Source organism: Neobacillus sp. MER 74, from assembly GCF_023714155.1.
Genome location: NZ_JAMAUV010000004.1, coordinates 309815 through 331004 on the forward strand (window position 1 = coordinate 309815; position 21190 = coordinate 331004).

A 21190-nucleotide genomic window follows, 5' to 3' on the forward strand; every position below is an offset into this window, starting at 1 on the left:
CTATTAAAAGTGTTGAAAATATTTAAGTAGTTTAATATAATAAAATCAGCAAAATGAAATCGCTTACATAATGAGGAGGCTTACTATGAACCATATTGGACATCAACTTAAGAAAATGAGATTAAATCGTGAAATTGAGATAGAAAAATTAGCTTTGCTTTCAGGATTATCTGCCGGAACGATTGCTGCGATAGAAGAAGGCGAAGTCGATGTTCAGGTTTCCACATTAGCGAAGATTTCTGATGTTTTGAATTGCTCCTTCTCCATTGGTGACGTTTCAATCTAATACTATTCAAAATCGCCTTTTGGCGATTTTTTTTAATAAAAAAAGACCAAATTGGTCTTTTTTTGGGTGTTATCTATTTCTTCTCCTCCGAGGTCTAAATCGGAAATTGTCACTACTTTCATTTTCCTGATAATAATTCACAACTGGAGCAGCATCAATATATTTATATTTCACTTTTTTAGGGGTCTCAGTGGCTGCCTCTGCCTCAATTACCGCTTCTGCACCTATCACTTCATTAATTGGTTCTGGTTGATCTTCTTCATCATTTACAATTTCAAATAAGACAACTTCAACTTCATTATTTAGAGTTTCAACATCAGTACTAAACGTTCTACCTTCATCATTAATAGTTTCATCTTGAAATTCATTTTTTAGAGCCCCGAAATCAGTACTAAAAGTTCTCAAAGTAGTATTTCTTGGTTTAACTTCAGCTACTGTCTCTTCTGTTTCATTAATTACTTCAATTTCTTCTATCTCTTCAATTTCTTCTATTTCTTCAATTTCTTCAATCGTATCGTCAAGTATGTCTTCAACGGCATCATGATTTTCAACTTCACTACTTAATTCCAATTCATGCTCATCCGTTATTTCATCTAATTCTATCTCATCGGATAATTCTTCAATTTCAACGTTTTCAAATAAAGCTTGATGTTTTACTTTCTCTATTTTTCCAAGAGCAATGGTTCTCTTTACAGCAATCCCAATAACTTCATCCATTAGAGCAGCGAATTGCTCGAATTCTACATTATTTTCTCCGCTGTTTTGAATGACATTTAGAAAATCCTGATGAAACAGATTAAATTCTTGTTTGAATTGCTCGCGGTCCATTTCTCGAAAAGAAACCCCTTTAATCCGAATAAATCCATAAATTAATTTACTCAATACCTTTGTAACTGCGTGTAATTCTTCCTGGCTTAAATCAGGATCATTTCTTAAATAATAATGGGCATCCCGTAAGGCTTGATAATAACTCTTAAAATTCCGGCTTATTTCTAAGAAATCTAAATTACTCATTAGAAATATCCCTCCATATCTATTTAATGTATAATATTTGGAATCAGCACAAATTTTCCTTTTTTATTAAGGATATGCATCTAGAAGGGATTATTCTAATGAAGGTTATAAATTTTATTAAAGAATGGCAAAAAGCGTTACAGAATGAAATCCTCCATTTAAAAAAATATGGCAGCAATAAGTTTCTTGTTACAAATGGAAGGCTGTTATCCACGGAGGGTTCTTATACATACTACTTCGATACCGCTTTTTCGATTCGTATACCTATCGGTTCTCAGGTTCGACTTGAGTGGGGGAGTATGAAACAGAGCGGTCGAGTACTTTCTTCTGAAGGGAAGGGAGTTATGCTTGCCATGGAACAATCATTTGGAGATTTAATTCACGAAGCACAGCTTTTTCATGATCCATGGGAATTACTTGAACAGCTCATTGAACGGCTGGATGAAATGAAAAAAAATAAGCAAAAACGAATCCGAGTAAAAAGATTGATGGACCCCTCTATGCCCGCTAAGCATCCAATTGAAAAAAGTAAAAGCAATATTCATGAACTCGTTTTACGTTCCAAATACAACCCCGTTACATTTGTTTGGGGTCCTCCTGGAACAGGGAAAACCTATACATTGGCACGAGTAGCCGCAAATAAGTATTTCCAGGAAAAGAAAGTGTTAATTTTATCACATAGTAATCAAGCGGTAGATGTCCTCATTCATGAGATATCAGCCTTTATTCAAAAGAAAGGCCGTTTTCGTGAGGGGGATGTGCTCCGCTATGGGTTCAATACAGGCGAACAATTTGCCGATCATGAAGCAGTGACCACTAGTCAACTCCTTCATAAAGAAGATCCTCAGCTAGCAGAGGAGAAGGAACTGTTACTAGCGGAAAGACGGAATTTAAAGCAAGATATCGCTCATTCTTTTAGTAAAAGAGACACGAATCAATTGCTTGAACTAGAAACTAAAATTGCCAGAGTTCTTGAAAAAATTCGCCAAAAAGAGCTTGAATTTATTAAGGATGCGTACATCGTGGGGTCAACACTTGCCAAAGCGGCGGGTGATGCAGCAATTTATGAAAAAGAATTCGACCTTGTCATCCTGGATGAAGCCAGCATGGCTTATGTCCCTCAAGCTGCTTTTGCTGCGACTCTTGGAAAGCGAGTGATCATTTGTGGTGATTTTAAACAGTTACCACCAATTGCCTCCTCTCGGGATCCATTAGTCACCTTGTGGTTAAAAGAAGATATCTTCCATCGCGCTGGTGTGGTTGACTGGGTTCGCGATGGAATGCTGCATCCCCACCTTTTTTTATTAAAAGAGCAACGGAGGATGCATCCGGATATCTCATCCTTCACGAATCAGTATATTTACCACTCGCTTGTCGGCGATCATGAAAGTGTTCTAAAAAATAGAAAACCAATCGTAGATCTTTCACCCTTTCAAGGAATGGCATCTGTTCTTCTTGATACAAGTCACTCAGGGGTGTATGGCATGACAGAAAAAGCATCGAATTCACGCATGAATATATGGCATGTATTATTGTCCTTTCAGTTAATACATGAGTCCTATGTGGCTGGGGCTCGTTCAATTGGTTATGTGACCCCATACCGCGCGCAAGCTAATTTAATGGAGTTACTGCTTGCTGACTTATATGAAAAGGAATGTTCAACCGCTGACATTATTTCTGCGACCGTGCACAGATTTCAAGGCAGTGAACGTGATGTCATGATTTTTGACACGGTGGACAGTGAACCGCAAACACGAGCAGGGATGCTTCTCACTGGTAAGGATAGTGAACGTTTGATTAATGTGGCCATCACCAGAACAAAGGGAAAGTTCATACATGTCAGCGATCAATCATTTATTCGAAAACATGTGTATAATGGTAAAACACTAAGGCAGCTTGTGGAACATCAAGGTCGTATGCAGCAAACAATCGGGACGAAGGATATTGGAAAATGGATCAAGAATCAGCATCCTAGGCTGCAATGGATGCATGCACGTAAGTTAGAGAAAGTATTCCTGGACCTTGGGTCAGCAAAACGATCAATTATTCTTTGTTTGCCGCCGCAAACGGATCTTTCTGAACAGTGGAAGGAACAACTCCAAAAAAGAAGCCAGTCCGTGAAATTGACCGTTTTGGCGGAAGAATCATGGGAAGAACTACAGCCCAATCAGATATGGAGCAACAGCTTTCCGTTTCCATTTATCTTGATTGATGAGCAGGTTTTATGGCTTGGTTTGCCATTAGAAGCGGCAAAAGGAGTCCGTCCACCTTATATAGCAGTAAGACTCCATTCGGAGAGAATGTGTGAGTATTTAATAGGACAGTTTCAGAAGCGGGAGGAATAGTTTACTTATAGTTCACAAGAAGTAGTTCCACGAATTGAGCTAATTTGGTTTTTCTTTGACAATATAATCTAACTTAATTAAAATTAGATTATATAATCTAACTAGGAGCTGAAGGGGATAATAAATGAATGTTCCGATATCGATTTTTATTTTGGATGTAAGTAATTCTTCCACCCCAAATAGGGGGGAGGAACTTACTGTTTATTTGGATGAAGTGGTGGACTGGATCACGTATTGGACAAAGGATCTTGGGCCGATCCAAATCAAGCATCGTGCCGGAGATGAAATTATTTTTGTTGGTCCTGGATATTCAACTGCGTATACGATTGCCTTTTTTGTAAGCAGGGTGTGGAAATACAAGGAACATATGCCTTATTTCGGCTTGGCCTTTGGAGATATTGACAAGGAAGTAAAAGAACTGGATATTGAAAAATGGATCCATCCATTGGTTAAACAAGCAAGATATGCAAATGATTTAATAAAACAAGAAAAAAACAGAATGCTTTTTAAGTTCGAATTAGATCAATTCTATCCTAATGAATCAAAGGAGTCGTTCCCTTACCATAAGTTCAGGAATGAATTTGAAACACTTATTAATGCTTTATTATATTTACAGTTGAAGTTGATACAAAGTCAAACGGATATCCAGAAAATGGTATGCACACTCTTCCTTGTTTTAAAACAGCAAAAGGAGATTGCTAAGATTCTTCGCAAAACCGCTCCCACGATATCAAGTCATTTTAAAAAGGGAAATAGTGAGGAGATCCTAAATACTTTTTCAAAGATTATTAGTATACTGCATTCATTACAAGAAAAAGCGTATCCTGACAGTGCGATTCATCCACAAACAACAAATGAAAACCTTACCACCAGAATCCGGACTCACTTGCAGGAACCTATACACATTCATTCATTCTTAAGTCCCAGCCTTTAGAGAGAGGAGAAACCATGTTGTTTTTAAGTCTAGTTCTTGCCCACTTTCTTGCTGATTTTTATTTACAAACAGATGACATGGTGATTGATAAACGAAGTAATTTATGGAAACATGTCAGCCATCATCTTTTAACTACGGGCATTGTATTAGTTGGATTCTGGATTTTCTACTTTAATTTTGAGAATATCCTTAAATCCTTGTTCATCCCTTTAATTGGTATTGTAGCATCACATCTCTTTGTGGATTGGTTCAAGATTATGTTGATGGATAAATTGAAAATGACGAACGAAGATAACATGAAGCGGCTCGGTTACTTTGTTTTAGATCAGGTTCTGCATTTAGGGGTGATTCTTTTCGTATGTGTGTTCTGCTTTCGGTTTAACATTGAAGGGTTTGTTCAACAGAAAGGCGGATTAAGATTCATAGAGTCTGTTCTGTTTTTTATTATTATTGTTATTCTAACAACAACTGTAAGCGGACATATGATCAAGATCCTCCTCGGTTCCCTGCCCAATCAATTATTGACCTTTGAGGGGAAATATTCATTTAAAAATGAACGAAATGAAGCTGAGTTTAGCCGGAGGGGTAAAAAAGGATTAACAGAAGAATACAATTATACAGTTTTCAGTAAGCATGATCTTTCACGAGGGAAATTAATCGGCTATATTGAGAGATTACTAGTCTTATTGTTAACATTTTATAGCGCTTACCCAGCGATTGGATTTATTGTGGCTGCCAAATCGATTGCTCGCTTTAAACAAATGGATGATCGGGACTGGGCAGAGTATTTTTTATTGGGAACACTAACTTCGATGTTTCTTGGAATTACTTTTGGGATTTTGTTGAAAAGCGTCCTAACATAGGTGTTATCAAAAGAAAAGCATCCAGTGGGTGCTTTTTTTTACAATTAATCAAAAAAGTTGACGAGGTATTCATTTAGTATTAATATTATCTCATATTCGAGATAATTGAAATAAAGAGATTAAAGAAACTTTTACGATTAGGGAATGACCAAGTTTCTAACAATAATGTAAGGAACTTTTACCTAAGAAAGGGGACCGATACGATGAAACATATTTTTCAAAAAGGGAAAGACGCCACGAAGCCAACATTTTTATTACTGCATGGAACCGGAGGAACAGAGTTAGATTTGATTCCACTTGCAGGGAAAATTGATGAAGATGCTTCTTTTTTAAGCGTGCGTGGAAATGTCCTTGAAAATGGGATGCCGCGTTTTTTTCGCAGATTAGCTGAAGGGATTTTTGATGAGGAGGATCTTATTCTTCGTACAAAAGAATTGTATGAATTCCTAGACGAAGCCTCACAAACTTATGAATTTGATCGTAAGAATATCATCGCAATTGGATATTCCAATGGTGCGAATATCGCTGCAAGTTTGTTGTTCCATTACAAAGATGCCTTAAAAGGAGCCATTCTCCATCATCCAATGGTGCCATTAAGAGGGATTGAATTGCCTGATTTATCAGAGGTAAATGTCTTTATTGGCGCAGGAACTAATGATCCGATTTGTTCGCCTCTGGAATCAGGTGACCTAGAAAAGATGTTGGAAAATGCAAATGCCAAAGTCCATCTTCACTGGGAGCATAATGGACACCAATTAAGCTACAGCGAAGTCGAGGCCGCAGCTACGTGGTATAAACAAATCAATAAATAAGACTGACATTTAAGCTATCCGGAAAACTTTCGGTTAGCTTTTTATTTTAAAAATTTAAACTATTCTATTGACTTTTTATCATTTTCTAAGGATAATCAAAGAAATTATAAATCGAAAAATAGTTTGGGATTAGTAAATCTTGGGAACGTGCTAGAGAGTGAAACCCGCCGGCTGAAAGGTTTCTCACGGAAAAAGGTTGAACCTGCCCACACACACACTGCTTATGCAAACATAAGCCGTCACCCTCGTTACGGGTCCAAAGTGGGTGCATGGCATCAATAAAGGTGGTACCGCGGAAACGACTTTCCGTCCTTTTTATAAGGACAGAAGAGTCGTTTTTTTATTTTAAAAGAAGGGTTAGAGGGAAATGAAAAAACAGTTGGTGGTTGTAAAAATTGGGAGCAGTTCACTCACGAATGCCTCAGGGACAATTTCTGAAGAAAAAATACATGACCATGTGGAGGCACTTGCTTTCTTGAAAGAACAAGGGCATGATGTTTTACTTATTTCATCCGGAGCTGTTGCCGCAGGTTTTGGCTCACTTGGTTATCCGACACGTCCCAAAACGGTATCGGGGAAACAGGCAGCGGCTGCTGTTGGTCAAGGGCTACTGATGCAACAGTATATTCAGTTGTTTAATGAGTTTAATATTGTACCTGCCCAAATCTTATTAACGCGAGAAGACTTCTATAGCCAGGTCCGGTTTCATAACCTCTTTAATACGATTCAGAAGTTGCTTCAAAAAGGTGTATTACCAATAATAAATGAAAATGATTCGGTGGCAATTGATGAATTGACTTTCGGCGATAATGATATGTTGTCTGCTCTTGTGAGTGGCTTCTTACATGCCAATGCACTGATGATCTTAACGGATGTGAATGGTTTATATGATGACAATCCCAAAACGTCAAAAGAAGCTAAAAAATATCATTTTATTCCCGAGATATCTGAAACCCTCCTAGGAGTTGCAGGCGAGGCTGGTTCTTCGGTAGGAACAGGCGGAATGAAGTCAAAATTACTAGCTTCAAAAAAAGCTCTTTCCCTCGGTGTCAGTGTTTTTGTCGGCACAGGTAAGGGAAAGGAAAAATTGGTGGATATATTAGCTGGTAAAGGGGATGGGACTTATATTGGAGGGCCCTTCCAAACACAAATGCAAATGAGGAAGCAATGGATCGCCTACCACTCACAGGTTGGTGGTGTAATCGAAATTGATGATGGGGCAGTGAATGCAGTATTGTTTCAAGGTAAAAGTCTACTGCCAGTGGGAGTGACCAATGTAATTGGAGAGTTTAATGCCTTAGATGTTGTCGTGGTCCGCAATCAAAAAGGGAGAATTGTTGGGAAAGGACAAAGCTACTATTCTTCTAAGAATCTACTAAAAGTAAAAGGCTTGCCGAGTGAACAATCAAAAGATTATTCGATTAATAAAAAAGCAGAAGTGATTCATCGGGATAATTGGGTCACAATGCCAAAGGAGTGAAAATAAATGAGTGAATTATTAGAAAAGGCCAGCAAATTGAAAAGGGCATCTAAACAATTGGGAATGCTGTCAACTGAAGACAAAAATACAGCGTTGTTAACAATGGCGGACCATTTATTGACGGAGAAAGAATGGTTAATCGCCGAAAACGCAAAAGATATAGAAGCAGGAAAAGAAAATGGATTTTCCGATTCGCTTTTGGATCGCCTTCTTTTAACAAATGAAAGAATTGAACAGATTGTCGATGGAGTAAGACAGTTGGTAGATTTAAAGGATCCAATTGGCGAATCAATTGAAGCATGGAACCGTCCGAATGGGTTACAAATCGAAACGATTCGAGTTCCGCTTGGGGTCATTGGAATGGTCTATGAAGCGCGTCCTAATGTTACGGTTGATGCAGGGAGTCTGTGCTTAAAAGCTGGTAACGCTGTTCTTTTAAGAGGGAGCACCTCGGCGATCCATTCCAATAAAGCGCTTGTTCATGTCATGCAGAAGGCACTCACTGAAACGGCTATTCCAGCAGATGCCGTTCAACTTTTAGAGGACACGAGCCGTGAAACAGCCGCTGAAATGTTTAAATTGAATGAATACCTCGATGTGCTTATTCCTCGCGGCGGAGCAGGGTTAATTCAATCAGTTGTTCAAAATGCAACAGTTCCAGTTTTAGAGACAGGCGTAGGCAATTGTCATGTTTTCATTGATGAAACTGCTAAAGAAAACATGGCTATCGATATTGCGATCAATGCAAAATTACATCGGCCATCCGTTTGTAATGCAGCGGAAACCGTGCTAATTCACGAAAAATGGCCATATGCAGAAAAATTATTATATTCGCTTCATGACCGGGGAGTGGAACTGCGTGGAGATGAAGTTTTAACAGCTGCCTATCCCTTTGTAAAGCAGGCCACGGAAGAGGATTGGAAAAATGAATTTTTAGCACCAGTTTTGGCGGTAAAATTGGTTACTGATGTAAAGGCAGCGGTTGATCATATTGATCAGTATGGAACGAAACATTCCGAGGCCATCATCAGTGAAAATCTTGACCATGTTCGTTTGTTCTTCCAGGCAGTGGATGCAGCGGTCCTCTATCATAATGCTTCCACCCGATTTACCGATGGCGAGCAGTTTGGTTATGGCGCAGAAATTGGAATTAGTACACAAAAGCTTCATGCCCGCGGACCAATGGGCCTCCGAGCGTTAACAACAACGAAAGCGATTGTCCGTGGAACTGGACAAATTCGGTCATAGTGATTCACCAAAAAAACAGGTAAGGATGTTGGTTGGTCCTTACCTGTTTTTTTATTGATGGGTTGGAAACTATCCAAAGAAGAGGAAAAACTGATATAATAAAAGCAAACATATATTCCCATAATTATTTATAGTAAGATGGTGGTTCTAGTGTCAGATACTATTTCTATATCAGTAAGAACTCTCGTTGAACATGTTTTTAGGAGCGGAAGTATCGATTCGCGTTTTCGATCACCATCAACAATGTTAGATGGAACAAGAATTCATCAAATGATCCAGAAAACGTATGGTGAATCCGATCAGAAAGAAGTATACCTCCGTACAGAGGTCAAGGCAGGAGAACTTTCTTTCACTATAGATGGCAGGTGTGATGGGTTATTATTTCGTGATGAAGAGGTGATTATCGATGAAATCAAATCTTTTTCGCATGCTTCGGAGCAGATACAGCAAGGAGGCTATCCCGTGCACTGGGCACAAGCGAAACTGTATGCCTTAATGTATGCGAAGGACAATGATTTACAGAAAATCACGGTTCAGCTTACATATGTCCACGTAGATACACTTGAGAAGATATTTTTCCAAAAAAGATACAACATCACAGAACTTGAAGTCTTTCTAGAAAATGTAATGGAGGACTATTCCCCTTATGCAAACCTGCTCTCTAGACATCGAAAAAAGCGAAATGAGAGCTGTAAAGAGCTTACCTTCCCATTTGAAACCTACCGCGAGGGGCAACGGAAATTAGCTGGGGCGGTCTATAAGTCGATTTTCGATAAGAAAAATCTGTTTGCCAAAGCGCCAACCGGAATAGGAAAAACAATCTCGACACTTTTTCCATCTGTAAAAGCTATTGGAGAAGGGCATTTGGACAAAGTTTTCTATCTTACGGCTAAAACGATTACCCGTACAGCAGCAGAAGATGCTTTTAAGAAAATGCGCTCTTGTGGTCTTTGTTTGAGTACCGTTACGATAACAGCGAAAGATAAAGTTTGCTTTAAGGAAGATACCAATTGTCAAAAGGATTATTGTGAATTTGCTAATGGTTATTATGACCGGATCAATGATGCGATACTTGATATCTTATCTCATGAAACGGGCATGACTCGAGAAATAATTGAAACTTATGCCAAGAAACACACAGTTTGTCCCTTTGAGTTTTCGCTTGACCTTGCCTATGCCGTCGATAGCATCATCTGCGATTACAATTATGTATTTGACCCGCGTGTCTCCTTAAAACGGTTGTTGGAAGAGCAAAAGAAGTCTACTGCCCTATTGGTGGACGAGGCCCACAATCTTGTCGACCGCGGCCGGGAGATGTTTTCATCCTCCCTAAACAAAGATGTATTTCTACAATTGAAAAAGGAATTTAAAGGTGTTAATAAATCCCTGTTTGACGCAGCTAGTAAGCTTAATGCCTGGTTTCTATCCTTAAAAAAAGAAAATCCAGATAAGCAAGAGTTCACGCTTGAACATCTGGATGGCGAATTGATTGATTCCCTGGTTCAATTTGTAGAAATTAGCGAACAAGCACTTCCTATAGAAGCTTCACCAACTCTTTTGGAGGCGTACTTTATCGTCAATAATTTTTTAAAAATCAATGAATTTTTGGATGAACATTATGTCATTTACGTAGAAAAAGTGAAAAATGATCTCATTGTAAAGCTTTTTTGCATGGATCCTTCTAAGCTTCTTCATCAAATGGGAAAGGGATATCGATCGAAGATATTCTTTTCAGCCACACTTTCGCCTATTAACTTTTATCAAGATCTGCTCGGCGGGCAGAAGGATGATTATGCGCTATCCATTCCTTCACCATTTTCAAGTGATCAGGTCGATGTTTATATTCATCCATTGTCCACTCGTTTCCGTGATCGAGAGCAGACGAAGGAATCGATCGCAGCAGGTATTCAATCATTGATAAAAAAGCGGCCTGGGAATTATTTTATCTTTTTCCCATCCTATCAGTATTTATTAGCTGTTTATGAGCAATTCAAGCAGCAGGATGAAGTAACGAAAACGATTATTCAAGCAGCTGGGATGACTGAAACGGAAAGAGAAGCCTTTTTGGATGCCTTTAAACCGAATCAAACGGAAACATTACTGGGATTTGCGGTCCTTGGAGGAATTTTTTCGGAGGGTGTTGATTTAATTGGTGATCGCTTAAATGGGGTAGTGCTTATTGGTGTAGGTTTGCCGCAACTATGTTTTGAGCGGAATCTCATTAAAGATCATTTTAATCAACAAAACAAAAATGGTTATGACTATGCCTATGTGTATCCTGGCATGAACAAGGTACTGCAGGCTGGAGGAAGGTTAATTCGTTCAGAAGAGGACCATGGAACTATCGTGTTGATTGATGATCGATTCCTACAACGTAGATATCAACAACTCCTGCCGCCAGAATGGCAGAGGTTTACGGTTGGTTCCTTATAAGCACTCTCAAAAATAAGCCCCTAATGGAGTCTTTACCATAAGGGGTTTTGTTTGTAGTTCTTAAATAAAAAACGTTCCCGAAAACAAAAAATTTAATCACCCCATCAACATTTTTAAAAAAAACTGAATATTTAAAAAATAACTTCAGATTACCATAACCTGTTAAAAATTCAGTGATATAGAGTACTCCTATGAATAAAAATGGCTTTTTTTCCTTTTTTTAGATAAGGGTCCACACACAAATAATAATTATTTTTACAAAATAGGAGACATTTTTAGAATTTTTACATATAATTAAAGAAAAGTTGCACAAGGTAAAAACTTTGAAGGTGGGGAAAGAGAGATGGATAACCCTAAAATTATCAAACTTGTGAATGGTCAAAAAGGAAATTTAATAAAAATAACTGATATAAATCTAGAGGGTGTCATGAGAAGAAGATTATTAGATTTAGGATTTGTGAATGGAGCGCTTGTAGAGGTGATCCGAAAAAGTCCGTTGGGAGATCCAATTGCTTTTCGTGTCAGCCAAACAACCATCGCATTACGAAGAGAGGAAAGTTCAAGAATAGAGGGGGAGCTGGTATCTAATGGGTAATGAATATCGAATTGCCTTAGCTGGAAATCCGAATACGGGGAAAAGTACCTTGTTTAATGCCTTAACCGGCCTTAGACAGCATACAGGAAATTGGGCAGGAAAAACCGTTTCACTTGCGCAAGGGACTGTTCAGCATAAAGATAAAACGTTCAATCTTATTGACCTTCCTGGCACCTATTCACTTTTTTCGAATTCAACGGATGAAGAGGTAGCGCGAAATTATATCGTTTTTGAAAAACCAGATGTGACGATTGTGGTACTAGATGCGACTTCATTAGAGCGGAACTTGAATCTAGCGTTGCAGGTATTAGAGATGACAACAAATGTTGTCATTTGCATCAATTTAATTGATGTTGCGGAAGAACAAGGAATTCAGATAAATGAGCGATTGTTGACCAATCGGTTGGGGGTTCCCGTCATCAAGATTTCTGCAAGGAACAAAAAGGGATTTCCTATGCTTTTAGATACCATTGATCGGATTGTGACTGGGGTGATTGAATGCAACCCGGTTCAGGTGTCCTATCCTGCGGAGATCGAAGCTAAGATTAAAATAATTGAACCTAAGGTACGTGAATTTGTTGGAGATCAATTATCCTCTCGTTGGGTTTCTTTGAGATTGCTAGATGGAGATGAATCTTTACTGAATGAAATTAGTAACCGATTGGTTGCAGGAGGTGGTTTAGAGAATGAGTATTCAAAAGCTTTATGCTGAAGCTCAGGAGCTGTCGACACCAAAGCTGAGAGATGACATTGTTCAAAACCTTTACGATCGCAGTCATAAATTGTGTGGCGAAGGAATCACCTATACCAAATCAAAAAGGGATACTCGAACCGAAAAACTGGATGCGGTTTTAACTTCACCAATTTTTGGTTTTCCCATCATGATTGCTATGTTAGGAGTTCTATTTTATTTAACAATTGCTGGAGCAAATATCCCATCCTCCATGTTAGCTGAGTTTTTTGGATTCTTAGAGGGGTATATAACATCATTTTTTACCTTCTTGCATGTACCAGATTGGCTGCACGGAGTCCTTGTTCTCGGTTTATACCGAGGAACGACATGGGTGATTAGTGTTATGCTCCCGCCGATGGCGATCTTTTTTCCAACATTTGCATTATTAGAAAATTATGGTTATCTTCCAAGGGTAGCCTTTAACATGGATCGTCTCTTTAAAAGGGTAGGTGCCCATGGGAAGCAATCATTAACAATGGCGATGGGATTTGGCTGTAATGCGGCAGCGGTTATTTCAACAAGAATTATTGAATCACCAAGAGAGCGGATGCTGGCCATCCTGACAAACAACTTTGTTCCATGTAATGGCCGATGGGGAACTTTAATTGTTTTAGCATCGTTATTCATGGCTGCCAATTTTACAGGTGGGGCAGCATCACTAGTTACTACAGGTGTCGTTGTAGGTATTGTTTTATTTGGTATAGTGGTAACCTTTTTTGTTTCATGGGTTCTGTCGAAAACGGCCCTAAAAGGAGTACCAACTCATTACACATTAGAATTACCGCCTTACCGTAAACCGAAGATATTTGATACCGTGATTCGGTCATCTTTAACCAAGTCTTGGTCTGTATTAGTTCGCGCCGTTAAAGTTGCTGCACCTGCAGCTATCTTAACTTGGGTAATTGCAAATATTTATATTGGTGATACAAGTATTTTGATGTATATGGTTGAATTCTTGGACCCATTTGGTAAAATGCTAGGTCTTGACGGTTACATCATGTTGGCATTTATTTTAGGGTTACCAGCAAACGAAATTGTTCTTCCAATTCTTTTGATGGGTTATTTATCAACGGGTTCATTGACAGAAGTCGATAACTTAGTAGATTTGAAGAAAATCTTTTTAGACCATGGCTGGACATGGCTTACTGCACTTAATATGATGTTATTTTCACTCCTTCATTACCCGTGCGGCACTACCTTGCTGAATATATTCAAAGAAACAAAGAGTAAGAAATGGACCTTCTTGGCCTTCTTAATTCCGACGGTTATTGCGATTCTTGTTCCACTGATTATTACACAAACGGTTAGATTTTTTGGCTTATTATAATCTTAAAAAATGGACTGACTTTTGTCAGTCCCTTTGCTATGCTGAAATTTATTAAGTGAAAGGGCTTGGTGGGATTTGAACCCACAAAACACACTGTAGTCAGCGTGAAGGACTACAGGTTGCTCTATCACTTGAGCTACAAGCCCTAATTTTATTTTGACCATTTTCAAAAAAAATATCCGGTTCATTTTTAAGAATTAATTTACAGTCCCAGTTTGTTTGATATTCACATTTACATGTACATGAACTTTTGCTGTTGGATAGAATCTCTTCCATTTTTTTTTATTAAAACTGCGATCATGCTCTCTATATTTTGCACCTAGACCTAAAGGGTCCACGCCATGTTTTTGAAACTTTTTGATGAGTTTTAAGGAGTTTTTTTCTAATTGCCCGGCAATTTCCTTTTGGATATGTTTTTTATCCAATGCTACCCTTTTTTTCTTTGGAGATGTGAATTCTTGAAGCCTTGTCTTCATCTTAAGATTAATTGTAAATTCCGGTCTGCCTTTTTTAATTTTTACTTCATAATGTGCTTTTGAACGAAGATTATCTAGAACGACCATTTCACCATTTTCTAATGTGAAACGCTGTAAGCCCTGCTTATATTTAACAACTAAACATTTAAAAGTGAATGCTTCCTCCATAAAAATAGGGAAGACATATCGATCATCTTTTAATATCGCAATGCCAATAATTTTAATATTATCTTCTATCTGTTTGATTAACGGCAAGTAGGGATCCTGACCATTTTGGGTGAATTGAAATAAATATGTTTGTAAATTTGATTCAGGAAGATTATCTGATTTCATGGATTGATCCAGCATTTCTTGTACAAACAACGAAACATTTTCTGTTTTGAATTTCTCTATTTTAAGTAGCTCACTGGCATCTCCATCGACAACAGCCATTTGAATAATACTGCCTATGGAAGGGGCACGGTTTAGGGTATCAACAACATCAGTTATCCCTTTTTTTGCTAGTGATTCCCCAAAAAGTACAACCCGTAATTGACCGCTGACTATTGGATACCGTGACTCATTATTTATGTTGCTCCGAATTTCTTTACTCGTTTCACCTAAAGATATTTTGACTTCAGTGGTAGAGGGCTTATCCTTTTTATAAATTGGATAGGTAATGGTTCCTTTTATCATATTCTTTCCGGCCCAATCATATCCTGCACCCTGGTTCATATTTATTTGATTGACGATATTGGTCGGTATCAGAGAACAACCGGATAATAAGAAAATAGTAACCCATATTCCTATTAAGGTTCGATTAGCCATTTTGTTCTCTCCTTCTTAGTATTGTGAAAATTATTAGGAGGATTGGGATGTAGCCGTAAAAGATCCATAAATTCATTTGAGTTACATATTTATCCAGTGTTACTTTAAATTGTTCGGTTATTAATTGAGATATTACCACACTAAGTAGGCTTAAAATGATAAAAAAGTTCTTTTGTTTCTTTTTTAAAATTCTCTTTAGACCTCTGGTAGAACACCATAATAGAAGGGAAAGTAAGGCCGAAACAATGATGAGATACATTGATATATATAGGTACTCAAAGCGCTCCAAATAAGAAAGACGAATAATTTTTATTAAAGATAATTCTGGCCAAATTGTTTCTTTTATCTGAATTTCACTATAAAACGTAAATGAAACAATCGCAGAAACCGTATAAAGTAGGGTAGTAAACAGGACAGCTAAGTGTGCGAATTTTTTTGAAGATTTAGCATCTCTAATAAATGGATAATACATGAGTAGCGCTTCTGTTCCAGCTAATGTATACATGGAATTTTTCACCGCATCAAACATGTCATTATAAGAATGATTCATGATTGGCAGTAAATTTGAAAAATGTGCTTCCTTTAAAGGGAAAATATAAAGGACGATAAGCATTATTTGTGGAAAAATAAATGATAAAAATGAAACACCGACAACAACCCGAAAACCCCCAGACACGCAATAATATACTAATCCAAGTATTAATGTACCTAGAATCCAAGTAGGTAATGTAGGGAACATCCATACTTGAATAATCTCAATAAATCCAAGTAAGACTGAGACGCTTGCCAGCCAATAATAAATCATAATGATAAAGCTCAAAACACTTCCGAGAATGTTCCCAAACACCTTTGAATGGACATCAACAATATCTCCATCCGCTTTTTCAAGCAGCTTATACATAATCCATATGAACACTTGGACGAAACACCCTGCCACGATTACACCAATCCATGCATCATAACCTGCTTTCGCAGCAATAGTCCTTTGGAATCCTAAAATACCAACTCCAACCTGTGAATTGTAAACTATAAAGTAAACTAAATAGGGAGAAACTTGATGCCTTTTATTCACTTGCAAATGAATACCCCTTTACGATTTATTCATAAAAATCGTTCACTGGTTCTGGGTTTTCTCGATTCCCGGTTGCTTTTCTTTTCTTTTGTGGTCTAAGGGTGGACGGGTTTTCTTGCTGCTTTGAAAAAGGAAGTCTGAACCAAAGATCTTGAAATGATGTTGTTCGAATTGGAAACATGCTTAAGTAAGGACGTCCGAGAGACGTTAACCTTAATAAATGAAAGTATATAAATTGGTGTCCCAAAAATACACCGAACAACCCAAACCATTGGGCAAGAATAATTACTGGGAACTTAATAAACCGTATGGTGTTACTAAATTTATAGATCGGCGCCGTATAGGATGCTAAGGTTCCGAGTCCAACTAAAATAAGCAATACATTACTAGTTAACCCCGCTTCAACCACGGCCTGTCCGATGACAATACCACCCACTACGCCAAGTGATTGTCCGATTTTATAGGGTAATCGAATACCTGCCTCTTTTACCATTTCAATCATGATTTCTAAAAAAAATGCCTCTAAAAACGGTGGAAAGGGGACGGATGCTCTTGAACCCACTAAAGTTTCTAGTAATGGGGCAGGAATCAATTCATAATGATAGGTCATGATTGCAACATACATTGGACTAACAATCGTCGAAAGGTACAATGCAACATATCGTAATAAACGAAAAAAATTTCCAATTATCCAGGAGTAGCTATAATCTTCCATCGCTATAAACGCTTCAAATAAAGTAATAGGAACAATGACTAGATTAGGGGAACCATCCACTGCAATGATAATTTTCCCTTCCGTTAAACCTGCAGCTACCCGATCTACGCGCTCAGTTGATATGGATTGGGGAAATAAAGAATTCGTATTGTCCTCGATCATTGAAGAGAGATAAGCACTGTCCTGGATATGATCATATTGGACATCGTTTATTCTTTGGACAACCGTATTCACATTTTCCGGATCGGCAATCCCATCCATATAGATAACTGCAACATTTGTTTTGGAAAGTTCGCCGACTTTCATTTCGATGGCAAGTAGTTCTGGAACTGGTAATCGCTTTCGAATAAGATTAATATTCGTGTCTATTTCTTCAATAAAACCCACTTGTGGTCCCACAGCCAAGGATTCCATCATTGATACGCTAACATCTCGGAATTTACTGTTAGCAATATTAATTAATAGACATTGTTCATCATCTTCATGCATATGAAGAGCGAGGAATCCCCTCATGAGGTTTTGAATGATTTCCTTAGAATCTTTCGTAAAAATAATTACTTCGACAGGAATGATGCGTTTTAATTCTTCTAATGATAACTGCTCCTGAGAGTAGGGCAAAACATCCTTATGGAGGATATCAGATGAAATTAGTGTGCGATAGTAAGAAAGCCAATAAGGATCTTCCTCTTTTAAGGAGGTTTGCTCATGAAAGAAGTCATTGGATTTTGATAAACGGTTGATCCAATTTTGATCCATATTACTTTGTGAACTATCTTCAGCAGCACCTAGAAGTTCATTCTTAGTTGTCATTGGCAGCCCTCAAAATATTTTTTTCATTTTGTGCAGAATGGGAAATTTTATGCAATTTACCCATGAATAATGTAAGTAGAGATTATAGTAAGGAAGAATAAACAAGGGAAAAAAAGAGAAATTAAGTAGGTGACACCTTAGGTAATTAATTGAATTTTATCGAAAGTTGGTGAAAAGCTTGAGAAAATTCATGATAATTTTATTTTCTATGTTATTAGGAGGCTGTTCTGCAGGAAATTTAAGTGAGCAACATCAAGTTCAACCCTCTTCACCATCCAAAATTGAAGATAGTACCAATCATAAAGATAAAAAAGGAATGATGAACTTTCTCTTAATTGGAAGTGATTCAAGAGGCGAACCTCAATCCTTTTCAGATGCCATCATTATTGCTCAATATGTTCCTAAAGAAGGTAATATCAAGTTAATTAGTCTGATGAGAGACAGCTATGTCAAGATTCCCGGGCATAAAAAAGGCTACGACAAGCTCAATATGGCCTATTTTATTGGTGGAAATGAATTGTTAAAAAAGACGATTTATCAAAATTTCGGAATAAAAGTGGACCATTCCATTTCGATTGATTTTGATGGCTTTGCTAACTTTATTGACCTAATTGCCCCCGAAGGTATAACTGTCAATGTTAGTCAAAAGATGATAGACGATTTTAAAATGGATGTGAAGCCTGGAGAAAATGCGCTGAAGGGAAGAGAGTTGTTAAAATATGTTCGGTTTAGGCATGATGACGAAAGTGATTTTGGCCGTGTGAAACGACAACAGGAAGTCGTCGTCAAGGTAAAGGAGCAGTTAAAAAATAAATTTAGTCATATAGAGTCGTTAGCAGCACTGCCCGATTTTGTTGATGAAAGTTTAGATCATGTCGAGTCGGACATGGATAAAGGAGAGATTTTAGCTGTACTATCAAAATTAGTTTTTTATCCAATCAAAAATATCGACAGTTTACGTATTCCGGTTCAAAATAGCTATGTAAATAAAACCTACCCTCACGCCGGGGCGGTTCTGGAGATTAATTTGGAGGAAAATAGAGAGGCGTTAAAGGATTTCTTAATGAAGCCTTCGCCGGTAAACAGGGAATATCAGTATTAAGTAATAAAGCAGACATAGCTAGTGAACTATGTCTGCTTTATTAGGAAGAATTGGAAGAAAATGTATAATTGTGCAAAACTGATCGTTATTTGTACTTAACTTCATGGATTCGTACAAAATGACCCGAAATCTGCACAAAACCCTTCATAAATTGTACAAAACGTTATTTCCTCAGTTTGTTAATTTCTTCGGTAACCACAAATGCAAGATCATCATTACCAAACAGTGCTAACACACCAAGCAAGGTTTGATCGTCGACTTCTCCAGCTTCTTCTTTAGGTACAGTTAACTCAATGGCCTCTCTTAAAGCAGGATTAGAACCCTGATTAGGATAGGCTTTTAAATATAACTCTTCCGGATCAAGGTCATGATTCACACACCATTGAGCAAAGACGAGAATCATCATTTTCTCTTCGCCACGAAAGTTTTCGATTATCTTTTCTTCTAATTGTTTTGGATTCATTGGATTCTCCTTAGCAAGCGTTATGTATTAATTATATAAGATTTTTGTCGAATATATAATGGAAATACATGTTTTCGAATAAACTCCATCTTTTTAGGGATACTGTTTTATGAAAATACTTTTAAAGGAAGTTGAACGTATAATGAGTAAAATTGAAGTTCAAGAAATTTTTACGATTACGGATGAAAATGGTGAAGAACAAGAAGTTGAAGTGCTTGGGGTCATGACAATAGAGGGTACAGATTATGTTGCTGTTGGGTTTGCGGATGAAATTAGGCAGGAATCTGATGAAGATATTGATATCTTTTTTATGAAAGTCGATGATGAAGGTGATTTAGCCGCTATCGAAAGTGATGAAGAATTTGACAAGGTATCTGAGGCATTTGATGCCATGATGGATGAAGAAGAGGGAATGGAAGAGTAAGAGAGAGATGACACCATCTCTCCTTTTTTGTTAGATAAATTTCATTTGGAAAAAATATGTATGTATAAACCCTTTCTAGGCATACTACTTATGAAGAACATCAATAAAGGAGTAATGTAATGTTTATTGAAGAAGGTACTAAATATCAAATATCTCAAGGTATTAAAAGTTTTTTCAATTCCGCTGAATCTTTTACCGTTAAGAGTTATAATGGCGTCACTGTTCAATTTACACTTGCAGATAGTAAAGGTCATGGTTCTATGCCAATCGATCATCTAGAATATCTATTGAAAAAATCAAACTTAACATTAATCCCAAATAAAAGAATATTATTAAGTAATGATAATAATGAAGAGCAAATTAGCTGAACAAACACTGAGGTGAACCTATGGAATTGAAGAAACTCAAAGCAAAAGATTCAACGTCAACGGTCGCCTACATAGACAGCGGCGAAGGGAAGCCAATCGTGCTCCTGCATGGCTTTTGTGGGAGTTCTAGCTATTGGGAGTTTGTTATCCCAACGTTGTCAGCAGATTACAGGGTGATTGCACCAGACCTTCCTGGACATGGACAGTCAGAGCCTCTTCAAGGCACCAGCACGATTGAAAATATGGCAGATCAAGTGAAACATCTTTTGGATGCCTTAAATTTACCGGAAGTCACAATGTTTGGTCACTCATTAGGCGGGTATATCACCCTGGCTTTTGCAGAAAAATACGGTGGTCAATTAAACGGGTATTCACTTATCCATTCAACTGCCTTTCCAGATTCAGAAGAGGCGAAACAAGCCAGAGCCGCCAATATTGAAAAAGTAAACCGCTCGGGAATTTACTCACTCATTGACGGATTGGTTCCAAAATTATTTTCACAGGAAAATCAGGATGAGAATTTTGTTGGTACTGCAATGGAAATTGGCTATGCTACTTCAGCAGAGGGGGCGATTGATGCGCTTCATGCGATGAAGGACCGGCCAGACCGGAATCGAGTATTGGAATCCTCGACATTGCCCGTTCTTTTAGTTGCAGGGGAACAGGATCAGATCATTCCAGCAGAAAAAACATTTTCTGTTAGTAGAGCGAATATCAAGCAATCAATCATTAAAGATTCGGGCCATATGAGTATGTTTGAAAATCCTATGGAGCTTATATCCGAGATACAGGCATTTTTAGCGACTCTATAATGAAGATGATAGGAACCAACTTGGTTCCTATTTTTTGTATTCTAATATAAAACAAGTTTATATATTAGAAA

20 protein-coding genes and 1 tRNA gene are annotated in these 21190 nt (G+C 37.7%); 15 read left to right on the forward strand and 6 right to left on the reverse strand.

The features are described from left to right. Positions 1-85: 85 nt before the first annotated feature. The gene (locus tag M3610_RS10100) at positions 86-286 is read left to right on the forward strand and encodes a helix-turn-helix domain-containing protein (protein ID WP_180229945.1); all 201 of its coding nucleotides are present in this window, start codon (positions 86-88) and stop codon (positions 284-286) included. 69 nt (positions 287-355) lie between these two features. On the opposite strand, the gene M3610_RS10105 is transcribed toward M3610_RS10100, so the two are convergent. After that, on the reverse strand, positions 356-1300 hold the full coding sequence (locus M3610_RS10105) for a hypothetical protein (protein WP_251458889.1): 945 nt from the start codon (positions 1298-1300) through the stop codon (positions 356-358). A 98-nt stretch (positions 1301-1398) separates the two neighbouring features. Here M3610_RS10105 and M3610_RS10110 point away from each other — a divergent pair, with 98 nt between their 5' ends. From M3610_RS10110 to M3610_RS10155, 10 genes are all read left to right on the forward strand, one after another. Further along, positions 1399-3645, forward strand: coding sequence for a DEAD/DEAH box helicase (locus tag M3610_RS10110; RefSeq protein WP_251458891.1), 2247 nt, complete (start codon positions 1399-1401; stop codon positions 3643-3645). Between the two features lie 124 nt (positions 3646-3769). After that, complete coding sequence (locus tag M3610_RS10115; RefSeq protein WP_098571282.1) at positions 3770-4579, forward strand: hypothetical protein; 810 nt, start codon at positions 3770-3772, stop codon at positions 4577-4579. A 14-nt stretch (positions 4580-4593) separates the two neighbouring features. After that, positions 4594-5442, forward strand: a complete 849-nt coding sequence (locus M3610_RS10120; RefSeq protein WP_251458893.1) for a DUF3307 domain-containing protein — start codon at positions 4594-4596, stop codon at positions 5440-5442. 203 nt (positions 5443-5645) lie between these two features. Next, positions 5646-6254: an alpha/beta hydrolase gene (locus M3610_RS10125; RefSeq protein WP_251458895.1), complete on the forward strand. Its 609-nt coding sequence runs from the start codon at positions 5646-5648 to the stop codon at positions 6252-6254. Positions 6255-6621: 367 nt separating this feature from the next. Next, the gene (gene proB, locus M3610_RS10130; RefSeq protein ID WP_251458896.1) at positions 6622-7734 is read left to right on the forward strand and encodes a glutamate 5-kinase; all 1113 of its coding nucleotides are present in this window, start codon (positions 6622-6624) and stop codon (positions 7732-7734) included. A 6-nt stretch (positions 7735-7740) separates the two neighbouring features. Beyond that, a complete protein-coding gene (locus tag M3610_RS10135) occupies positions 7741-8982 on the forward strand; it encodes a glutamate-5-semialdehyde dehydrogenase (protein ID WP_098571278.1) in 1242 nt (413 codons plus the stop codon). Positions 8983-9132: 150 nt separating this feature from the next. Then, the gene (locus M3610_RS10140; protein ID WP_251458897.1) at positions 9133-11415 is read left to right on the forward strand and encodes an ATP-dependent DNA helicase; all 2283 of its coding nucleotides are present in this window, start codon (positions 9133-9135) and stop codon (positions 11413-11415) included. A gap of 343 nt (positions 11416-11758) precedes the next feature. After that, complete coding sequence (locus M3610_RS10145) at positions 11759-12010, forward strand: FeoA family protein (protein WP_098571276.1); 252 nt, start codon at positions 11759-11761, stop codon at positions 12008-12010. Then, positions 12003-12722: a FeoB small GTPase domain-containing protein gene (locus M3610_RS10150; protein ID WP_251458899.1), complete on the forward strand. Its 720-nt coding sequence runs from the start codon at positions 12003-12005 to the stop codon at positions 12720-12722. The genes M3610_RS10145 and M3610_RS10150 overlap by 8 nt, the downstream gene beginning before the upstream one ends. Beyond that, positions 12697-14070 (forward strand): nucleoside recognition domain-containing protein, encoded by a 1374-nt coding sequence (locus tag M3610_RS10155; RefSeq protein ID WP_251458900.1) that lies wholly within the window; start codon positions 12697-12699, stop codon positions 14068-14070. The genes M3610_RS10150 and M3610_RS10155 overlap by 26 nt, the downstream gene beginning before the upstream one ends. Before the next feature lie 60 nt (positions 14071-14130). Here the strand turns inward: M3610_RS10155 and M3610_RS10160 are convergent. The 4 genes from M3610_RS10160 to M3610_RS10175 form a co-directional block, all read right to left on the reverse strand. Further along, positions 14131-14216: transfer RNA gene (locus tag M3610_RS10160), tRNA-OTHER, on the reverse strand. A 51-nt stretch (positions 14217-14267) separates the two neighbouring features. Next, positions 14268-15353 (reverse strand): Ger(x)C family spore germination protein, encoded by a 1086-nt coding sequence (locus tag M3610_RS10165; protein WP_251458901.1) that lies wholly within the window; start codon positions 15351-15353, stop codon positions 14268-14270. Then, positions 15346-16425, reverse strand: a complete 1080-nt coding sequence (locus M3610_RS10170) for a GerAB/ArcD/ProY family transporter (protein ID WP_251459022.1) — start codon at positions 16423-16425, stop codon at positions 15346-15348. Before M3610_RS10170 ends, M3610_RS10165 begins: the two co-directional genes overlap by 8 nt. Positions 16426-16450: 25 nt before the next feature. Next, positions 16451-17950 (reverse strand): spore germination protein, encoded by a 1500-nt coding sequence (locus tag M3610_RS10175; RefSeq protein WP_251458902.1) that lies wholly within the window; start codon positions 17948-17950, stop codon positions 16451-16453. A 190-nt stretch (positions 17951-18140) separates the two neighbouring features. Here M3610_RS10175 and M3610_RS10180 point away from each other — a divergent pair, with 190 nt between their 5' ends. After that, positions 18141-19052 (forward strand): LCP family protein, encoded by a 912-nt coding sequence (locus tag M3610_RS10180; protein WP_251458903.1) that lies wholly within the window; start codon positions 18141-18143, stop codon positions 19050-19052. 163 nt (positions 19053-19215) lie between these two features. Here M3610_RS10180 and M3610_RS10185 read toward each other — a convergent pair whose 3' ends face one another. Further along, a complete protein-coding gene (locus M3610_RS10185; protein WP_098571269.1) occupies positions 19216-19515 on the reverse strand; it encodes a hypothetical protein in 300 nt (99 codons plus the stop codon). Between the two features lie 142 nt (positions 19516-19657). Here M3610_RS10185 and M3610_RS10190 point away from each other — a divergent pair, with 142 nt between their 5' ends. The 3 genes from M3610_RS10190 to M3610_RS10200 all read left to right on the forward strand — a co-directional run bounded on the left by M3610_RS10190 (position 19658) and on the right by M3610_RS10200 (position 21119). Next, complete coding sequence (locus M3610_RS10190) at positions 19658-19939, forward strand: DUF1292 domain-containing protein (RefSeq protein WP_098571326.1); 282 nt, start codon at positions 19658-19660, stop codon at positions 19937-19939. A 119-nt stretch (positions 19940-20058) separates the two neighbouring features. Then, positions 20059-20307, forward strand: a complete 249-nt coding sequence (locus tag M3610_RS10195; protein ID WP_098571268.1) for a hypothetical protein — start codon at positions 20059-20061, stop codon at positions 20305-20307. Positions 20308-20327: 20 nt separating this feature from the next. Beyond that, the gene (locus M3610_RS10200; RefSeq protein WP_098571267.1) at positions 20328-21119 is read left to right on the forward strand and encodes an alpha/beta fold hydrolase; all 792 of its coding nucleotides are present in this window, start codon (positions 20328-20330) and stop codon (positions 21117-21119) included. Positions 21120-21190: the final 71 nt, after the last annotated feature.